This window comes from Wolbachia endosymbiont of Drosophila barbarae, assembly GCF_044752445.1.
GTDB lineage: Bacteria > Pseudomonadota > Alphaproteobacteria > Rickettsiales > Anaplasmataceae > Wolbachia > Wolbachia pipientis.
This window is the reverse complement of the sequence record NZ_JBIXJM010000253.1, coordinates 1-979: the sequence shown is the minus strand read 5'-3', so window position 1 is coordinate 979 and position 979 is coordinate 1. Positions and strand designations below refer to the sequence as shown.

The 979-nt window shown below is 33.0% G+C and carries 1 protein-coding gene; it reads right to left on the bottom strand.

All coding sequences use genetic code 11. The features are described from left to right. A partial coding sequence (locus ACIPNH_RS06660) for a WD_0033/WD_0034 family tandem repeat-containing protein (protein ID WP_458695318.1) occupies positions 1–968 on the bottom strand: 968 nt, incomplete at its 3' end. Positions 969–979 lie beyond the last annotated feature (11 nt).

The window sequence follows — 979 nt, the reverse complement described above, 5'->3', positions numbered from 1 at the left end:
TTTTCTTTAGCTACTCTTAACATTTTCTCAACAGCTATACTATCTTTACGTAGTATAGCATAAGCAAGTGGTGTAACAGTTACTCTCCGACCATCTAGACATTTTATAGTTATTGTTGCGTTAAGAATATCTTTCAGAATACTGTTCTCCTTAGAGATTTTTAAAATTTCTTCAATAGCTATACTATTTTCACGCAGTATAGCATAAGCAAGTAGTGTGTAAGTTACTTCCCGGCTATCTGAATGTTTTATAGTTGTTGTTGCGTCAAGAATGTCTTTCAGAATATCGTTTTCTTTAGCTACTCTTAACATTTTCTCAACAGCTATACTATCTTTACGTAGTATAGCATAAGTAAGCGGTGCGCAAGTTTCTTCATGACCATCTGGACATTTTATAGTTGTTGTTGCATCAAGAATATCTTTCAGAATACCGTTTTCTTTAGAGATTTTTAAAATTTCTTCAATAGTTTTGCTATTTTTACATGATATAGCGTAAGTAAGCGGTGTGTAAATTTCTTTCTGACCATCTAGATATTTTATAGTTGTTGTTGCGTCAAGAATGTCTTTCAGAATATCGTTTTCTTTAGAGACTTTTAAAATTTCTTCAATAGTTTTGCTATTTTTACATGATATGGCGTAAGTAAGCGGTGTGTAAATTTCTTCTTGACCATCTAGATATTTTATAGTTGTTGTTGCGTCAAGAATATCTTTCAGAATACTGTTCTCTTCAGCTGCTACTAGAATTTCTTTAATAATTTTGCCATCCTCCCAGAACATAGCATGAGCAAGTGGTGTGTAAGTCACTTCCCGGCTATCTAAATGTTTTATAGTTATTGTTGTGTCAAGAATATCTCTCAGAATACCGTTTTCTTTAGCTACTCTTAACACTTTCTCAACAGCTATACTATCTCTACGTAGTATAACATAAGCAAGTGGTGTGTAAGTTACTTCCCGGTCTAGATATTTCATGGTTGTTGTTG